5 protein-coding genes and 1 pseudogene are annotated in these 5,986 nt (G+C 73.1%); all 6 read right to left on the bottom strand.

The window, feature by feature from the left end; translation table 11 throughout:
- Window positions 1–101 precede the first annotated feature (101 nt).
- Entirely contained in the window at window positions 102–812 is a 711-nt protein-coding gene (locus ABD317_RS32555) for a DUF8185 domain-containing protein (RefSeq protein WP_344294750.1), read from the bottom strand.
- Window positions 809–1,282 carry an acyl-CoA thioesterase gene (locus ABD317_RS32550; protein WP_344294752.1) on the bottom strand — a complete coding sequence of 158 codons (474 nt, stop codon included), beginning with the start codon at window positions 1,280–1,282 and terminating at the stop codon, window positions 809–811. The genes ABD317_RS32555 and ABD317_RS32550 overlap by 4 nt, the downstream gene beginning before the upstream one ends.
- 1 nt (window position 1,283) lies before the next feature.
- A complete protein-coding gene (gene ettA, locus ABD317_RS32545; RefSeq protein ID WP_344294748.1) occupies window positions 1,284–2,948 on the bottom strand; it encodes an energy-dependent translational throttle protein EttA in 1,665 nt (554 codons plus the stop codon).
- A 313-nt stretch (window positions 2,949–3,261) separates the two neighbouring features.
- Window positions 3,262–4,680, bottom strand: a complete 1,419-nt coding sequence (locus ABD317_RS32540; RefSeq protein ID WP_027756837.1) for a Cys-Gln thioester bond-forming surface protein — start codon at window positions 4,678–4,680, stop codon at window positions 3,262–3,264.
- A gap of 379 nt (window positions 4,681–5,059) precedes the next feature.
- On the bottom strand, window positions 5,060–5,557 hold the full coding sequence (gene ssb, locus ABD317_RS32535) for a single-stranded DNA-binding protein (RefSeq protein WP_344294745.1): 498 nt from the start codon (window positions 5,555–5,557) through the stop codon (window positions 5,060–5,062).
- Between the two features lie 117 nt (window positions 5,558–5,674).
- A pseudogene (locus ABD317_RS32530) lies at window positions 5,675–5,986 on the bottom strand (ATP-binding protein); the annotation flags it as partial.

Below are 5,986 nucleotides of genomic sequence, written 5' to 3'. Positions count from 1 at the left end.
GCGCGGCCCCCGGGGCTCGGTGCGGCGGGCGGGCGGCGGTCCGCCCGGGGCGGGCCCGCCGACGTCGGGTGTGCGGGCCGCCGCTGCGGAGTCGTGGCGGGTCAGACCGGGGTGACGCCCAGGCGGCCCAGGCCGCCCGTGCGGCGGAGGGCCACCGAGCCGTACGGGGTGCGCAGGCGGAGCCAGTTGCCCGCGGCGAGCAGGGCCGGTCCAGCGGCGTCCGCGGCCGGCGGCAGCAGGCCGAAGACGCGGGCGGCGTGCGCGGCACGCAGCGGGAGCGGGGTCTCGCCCAGCGGGCGGCTCCAGATGTCGCCGCCGATCCGGTCCACCTCCGTGCGCGTCCGCTTCTCCTCCGGCAGCGCCTCCACCCGGGCCTTGAACTCCGCGACGGCCGCGGCCACCGCGTCGCGCAGCTCCTCCGGACGCGGCAGCCCGGGCACCGGCTGCCAGCCGCCGCCCGGCGGCAGCAGCCCGGCCCACCCGGGCCCGTTCACCGCCTGCGGCAGCGGCACCGCCAGCGCACCGTCCGCGCCCGCCGCCGCGTCGATGGCCTCCGCCAGCTCGCCCGCCGACACCGTCTCGTCCAGCTCCGCAGCCGCCGTCAGCAGCACCGTGCGGACCACGATCACTTCCAGCGCCGGCGCGTGCCCGAAGACGGCCAGCGCCGCTCCCCCGTCCCCGCCGCCGGTGCCGCCGGCGGGCGCCGCCCGCAGCCGTACCGCCGCGCCCCTGTCGTACCGCAACAGCCGCCCCAGGAACGCCGCCAGGCCCTCCGCCTGCCGCCCCTCGGCGAACACCAGCCGTCGCGTCATGCCGCCGCTGCCTCCCCCGACCCTCTGGACGGCCCCGTGGACGGCTCCAGGTACTTCTCCAGGAACGCCCGCTCGTCCGCCGTGATCCGCCGCGGCCGGCCGGCGTCGAAGTCGTAGGGGACGATGACGGTCGACGCCCGCGCGTACACTCTGCCGCCGCCGCCCGGCGCGTCCTTCACCTCGTACGCCAGCGTCGCCGCCGCCGCCCGGATCTCCGTCACCCACACCTCGATCGTCACCGGCTCGTACCGGTGCACGAGCTGCCGGCGGTAGTCGATCTCGTGCCGCGCCACGACCGAGCCGCCCGCGAAGGACGTGCCGCCGCCGGCGGCGCCCTCCCCGGGCGCCAGCCGGAACATCAGGTCGATCCTGGCCTCCTCCAGATAGCGGAGGAACTCCACGTTGTTGACGTGGCCGTAGGCGTCCATGTCCGCCCACCGCAGCGGGCAGCGATAGACGTGCCTGGCCACGTCAGCCACGGGTGAGCTTCTTGTACGTCGCGCGGTGCGGGCGGGCGGCGTCCGCGCCGAGCCGCTCGATCTTGTTCTTCTCGTACGACTCGAAGTTGCCCTCGAACCAGAACCACCTGCTGTCGCCCTCGTACGCCAGGATGTGCGTCGCGATGCGGTCCAGGAACCAGCGGTCGTGGGTGATGACCACGGCGCAGCCCGGGAACTCCAGCAGCGCGTTCTCCAGCGAGGACAGGGTCTCGACGTCGAGGTCGTTGGTCGGCTCGTCGAGCAGCAGCAGGTTGCCGCCCTGCTTGAGGGTGAGGGCGAGGTTGAGGCGGTTGCGCTCGCCGCCGGAGAGGACGCCGGCGGGCTTCTGCTGGTCCGGGCCCTTGAAGCCGAAGGCGGACACGTACGCCCGCGAAGGCATCTCGACCTGGCCGACGTTGATGTAGTCGAGGTTGTCGGAGACGACCTCCCACAGCGTCTTCTTCGCGTCGATGTTGGCGCGCGACTGGTCGACGTAGCTGACGGAGACGGTGTCGCCGACCCGGATGTTGCCGGAGTCCGGCTTCTCCTGGCCGAGGATCATCTTGAACAGGGTCGTCTTGCCGGCGCCGTTGGGGCCGATGACGCCGACGATGCCGTTGCGCGGGAGCGTGAAGGACAGGTCCTCGATGAGGAGCTTGTCGCCGAAGCCCTTGCTGAGGTTCTCGACCTCCACGACCACGTTGCCCAGGCGCGGGCCCGGCGGAATCTGGATCTCCTCGAAGTCCAGCTTGCGCATCTTCTCGGCCTCGGCCGCCATCTCCTCGTAGCGGGCGAGGCGCGCCTTGGACTTCGCCTGCCGGCCCTTGGCGTTGGAGCGGACCCACTCCAGCTCGTCCTTGAGGCGCTTCTGCCGCTTGGCGTCCTTCTGGCCCTCGACCTTGAGGCGGGTCGACTTGGTCTCCAGGTACGTGGAGTAGTTGCCCTCGTAGGGGAAGGCGCGGCCGCGGTCCAGCTCCAGGATCCAGCCGGCGACGTTGTCGAGGAAGTACCGGTCGTGGGTGATGGCGACGACGGTGCCCTCGTACTGCGCGAGGTGCTGCTCCAGCCAGGCCACGGACTCGGCGTCGAGGTGGTTGGTGGGCTCGTCGAGGAGGAGGAGGTCGGGGGCCTCCAGCAGCAGCTTGCAGAGTGCGACGCGGCGGCGCTCGCCGCCGGAGAGGTGGGTGACGGGCCAGTCGCCGGGGGGGCAGCCGAGGGCGTCCATGGCCTGCTCCAGCTGGGCGTCGAGGTCCCAGGCGTTGGCGTGGTCCAGCTCCTCCTGGAGCTTGCCCATCTCCTCCATCAGCTCGTCGGTGTAGTCGGTCGCCATCTGCTCGGCGATCTCGTTGAACCGGTCGAGCCTGCCCTTGGTGTCGGCGACGCCCTCCTGGACGTTCTCCAGGACGGTCTTCTCCTCGTTCAGCGGGGGCTCCTGCAGGAGGATCCCGACGCTGTAGCCGGGCGAGAGGAAGGCGTCGCCGTTCGACGGCTGCTCCAGGCCGGCCATGATCTTGAGCACGGTCGACTTCCCGGCGCCGTTGGGGCCCACGACACCGATCTTGGCGCCGGGCAGGAAGTTCAAGGTGACGTTGTCAAGGATGACCTTGTCACCGTGCGCCTTGCGTGCCTTGCGCATGGTGTAGATGAACTCAGCCAAGAGAAACCGTCCGGCAAATCCGAGGTGGGCAGATGCACCCATCTTGCCGCACGTCCCGCCCCGTGCGAAAACGGGCCCGGTCGCGCCCGCCGCCCGCGGCGCGCGCGGGCGCCGCACCTGCGAGGGCCCGGCATGCGCGGGCGCCGGGCACGGGCGGGCACCCGGCACGGGCGGGCGCCGGGCACGCGCAGGGGCCGGGCCCCGAAGGACCCGGCCCCTGGTGTCGTACAGACCGTCAGCCGTCAGCCGACGTCCGGCGGGCGGCGCCGCTCAGCGCGCTGGGCGCTCTCCGGCGCCGACCGGAGGGCCGTCGTCAGGCGGCGTCGGCGCTGCCGCCGCGCCGGCGGAGCAGGAAGACGGTCGCGCCGCCGACCACGACCAGGCCGATCGCCACGCCCGCGATCACCGGGGTGGCGCTGCTGCCACCGGTGTTCGCCAGGTCGCCGCCGTCGTTGTCGCCGGCGTCGTCACCACCGGCGGAGCCGCCCGCGGAGGCCGGGCTCGGCTCGCTCGGCGCCGGGGTGTCGTTGCCCGCGGTGTCGCAGTCGAGCACGCCGGTGAACTTCTCGCTGAAGCCGTCGTCACCGTTGATGGTGATCTCGTAGGCCTGGTCCTCGGCGACCTCGACCAGCACGGTCTTGGACTCGCCCGGCTCCACGGTGTGGGACTCGCCCGCCAGCTCGAAGGAGAAGGGCTGGTCGCCCTTGTTCTCGGCGGTCACGTCCACGCCGCCCTTGGCGCAGTTCTTCTCGGCGGACAGCGCCGGGATCGGGCCCTCGCTCGCCCAGGTGGCGGTGGCCTGCGCGGTGACGGTGGTGTCGCTGGAGCCGGCCAGGATCTGGGTCTGGCTCTGCGCGTGCTCACCGACGCCGGCGAAGGCGCGGCCGACGGGCACCTGGGTGGTGGCGTCGGCGGTCAGGGTCGCCGACCCGTCGGGGGTGCCGGCGGGCACGTCGAGGAAGACCTCGGTGCCGTCGGCGGCGCTCGTCAGGGCCTTGCCGTCGGCGTCGACGACCGTGACGCCGGCGCTCTCCGCCTCCGGCGACAGCGAGAGGTTGGCGGCGGCCGCGTCGGTGTTCACCGTGACCGGGCCGAGCTTCTCACCGGACTTGCCGGAGATCGCCGTCGGGCCGAGGTTCAGCGACGGAGCCGGCTCCTCGATCGCCTCGGCGCTGGCCTCCAGGTAGTCGGCCAGCTTCTCGGCCTCGGGGTCCTTGGCCTCGACGTTGACCTTGTCGGAGAAGCGCCAGATCGCGATCTGGGTGCCCGCCGCGGCGGTGTTCTCGGTCAGCTCGCCCGCACCGGCCGACTCCGCGAGCGCGGAGAGGTCGTTGACCTGCGGGTAGGAGTTCTGCAGAATCCAGTTGATCTTCCCCGCGTCGGGGTTGTTCTGCAGCGAGGAGGAGCTCCAGGGCACCTCGTGGTACTTGGCCTTCGGCTGGGTCGGGTTGCCGAAGTCGATGCAGTAGGTCTGGATGGAACCGCCCTGGTCGACGGCCATCTCGAACAGACCGGCCCCCATCTCCGTGTCACCGCCGTCCCCGTGGACGATGGCGGTGTCCTTGATGGTGAGTCCGCCCAGGGTGGCGGTGGCGCCGTTGGCCGGCGGCGCCTCCTGCGCAGCCGCGGGGCCGGCGCCGGCTATGGCACCGGCGGTGGCCAGGCCCGCGGCCAGCACGACCGCGGTGAGCCGAGCAGACCGCCGATGCGACGGCCTCCGAACAGAAGTCATGGTCGTAAATCCCCTCCGGGCGGGTTGGTCAAGGCTCGGATTGCCCCCGCCGTAAGAACGCCTTCGCTCCGGGCTCGTCGAGCCGCTCGGAATCCTATGGACTCCCTTCGTCCCGCGAACCTCAAATGCCCCATGCGGACGGGGTTTTAGAACGCAATCGTTACATCGGGCAACGAGTAATTCGGGCAGACCCCGGCGGACCGGGAGAAGTCTCCCCGCCCCGGTCGAACTGATCGTCCCGAAACCGTCACCGCCCGGCCAACGCCGAGCCCGGCCCCGGTCACGTAACCCCCTCCCCCGGGGGGCTTGCGGCGTCCGGGGCTGAAGCCCCGGACTCCGGGCCCCGGGGGGCTCGTGCTGGGGTGGGGGCGCTGGTGGGTCAGGCCGGGTTCGGGGTCAGCACCGGCTGCCGCGCTGCCGTCTCGCCCGGGTCCGGGGCTGCGCCGGGGCCCGCCCCGCTCGCCCGCGCCCCGCCGTCCGGGTCCGCCCGCCCCGGCTCCGCGAACGCCGGCCTGAGCCGCGACATCCGGCGGAACGCCGCCGTGCCCCAGCCGAGGTCGTGCCCGACGGCCGTCGCGTCGATGGTCGGGTCCGTGATCCGCACGCCCTCTTTCTCGTACTCCCTGACCCGCAGTCGGCCGCGCACCAGCAGCGGTTCGCCGATGGACACCGACGCCGCCACGTTCTCCGCGAGCTGGCGCCAGGCCCACACCGTGAAGAAGTTCGTGTACGCATCGGTCCAGCTGCCGCTCGCCTGGTCGAACCTCCGCACCGTGGCCGCCAGCCGGAAGCGCACCGCCGCCACCCCCGACTGCGTTGTGCGGTAGTCCGCGCTCGTCGCGGCGTTCCCCACCACGGTCACCATCGTCTCGTTCATCTCCACACTCCTCCCCCGTCCGGGCAGTTCACCTGCCCGCTGACCTCCATGCTGCACGCTCCCGCCGCCCCCCGCGACCCCTGTGGATAACTCCCGCCCGAGCGACGTCACAGCAGGTCAGAGCTGTGCTCCCCCGCCCGACGCCACGGCGTACTGCTCCCGCACCTCGCGGTACCGCAGCAACTCCGCCGCCATCGGCTCCAGCACCCGCGCCCGCCCGCTCGCCGCCGCCGACTCGCGCAGCCGCCGCTCCGCCTCCTCGCCGTACCGCCGCGCCGGGCCGCGGGCGGCGAACCGGCAGGCCAGGGCTAGCCCGGGACCGGCGGCGGCCGCGATCGCCACGACGGCCAGCGGCAGCGGCCACGGCCCGCCGGCGACGCCGGAGAGCGCCGCCGCCAGCCACAGCCCGGCCAGCGCCTGCACGACGTC

Origin of the sequence: Streptomyces synnematoformans, from assembly GCF_039531005.1 — a bacterium.
Taxonomy (GTDB): Bacteria; Actinomycetota; Actinomycetes; order Streptomycetales; family Streptomycetaceae; genus Streptomyces; species Streptomyces synnematoformans.
This window is presented reverse-complemented; position numbering and strand designations above follow the sequence as displayed.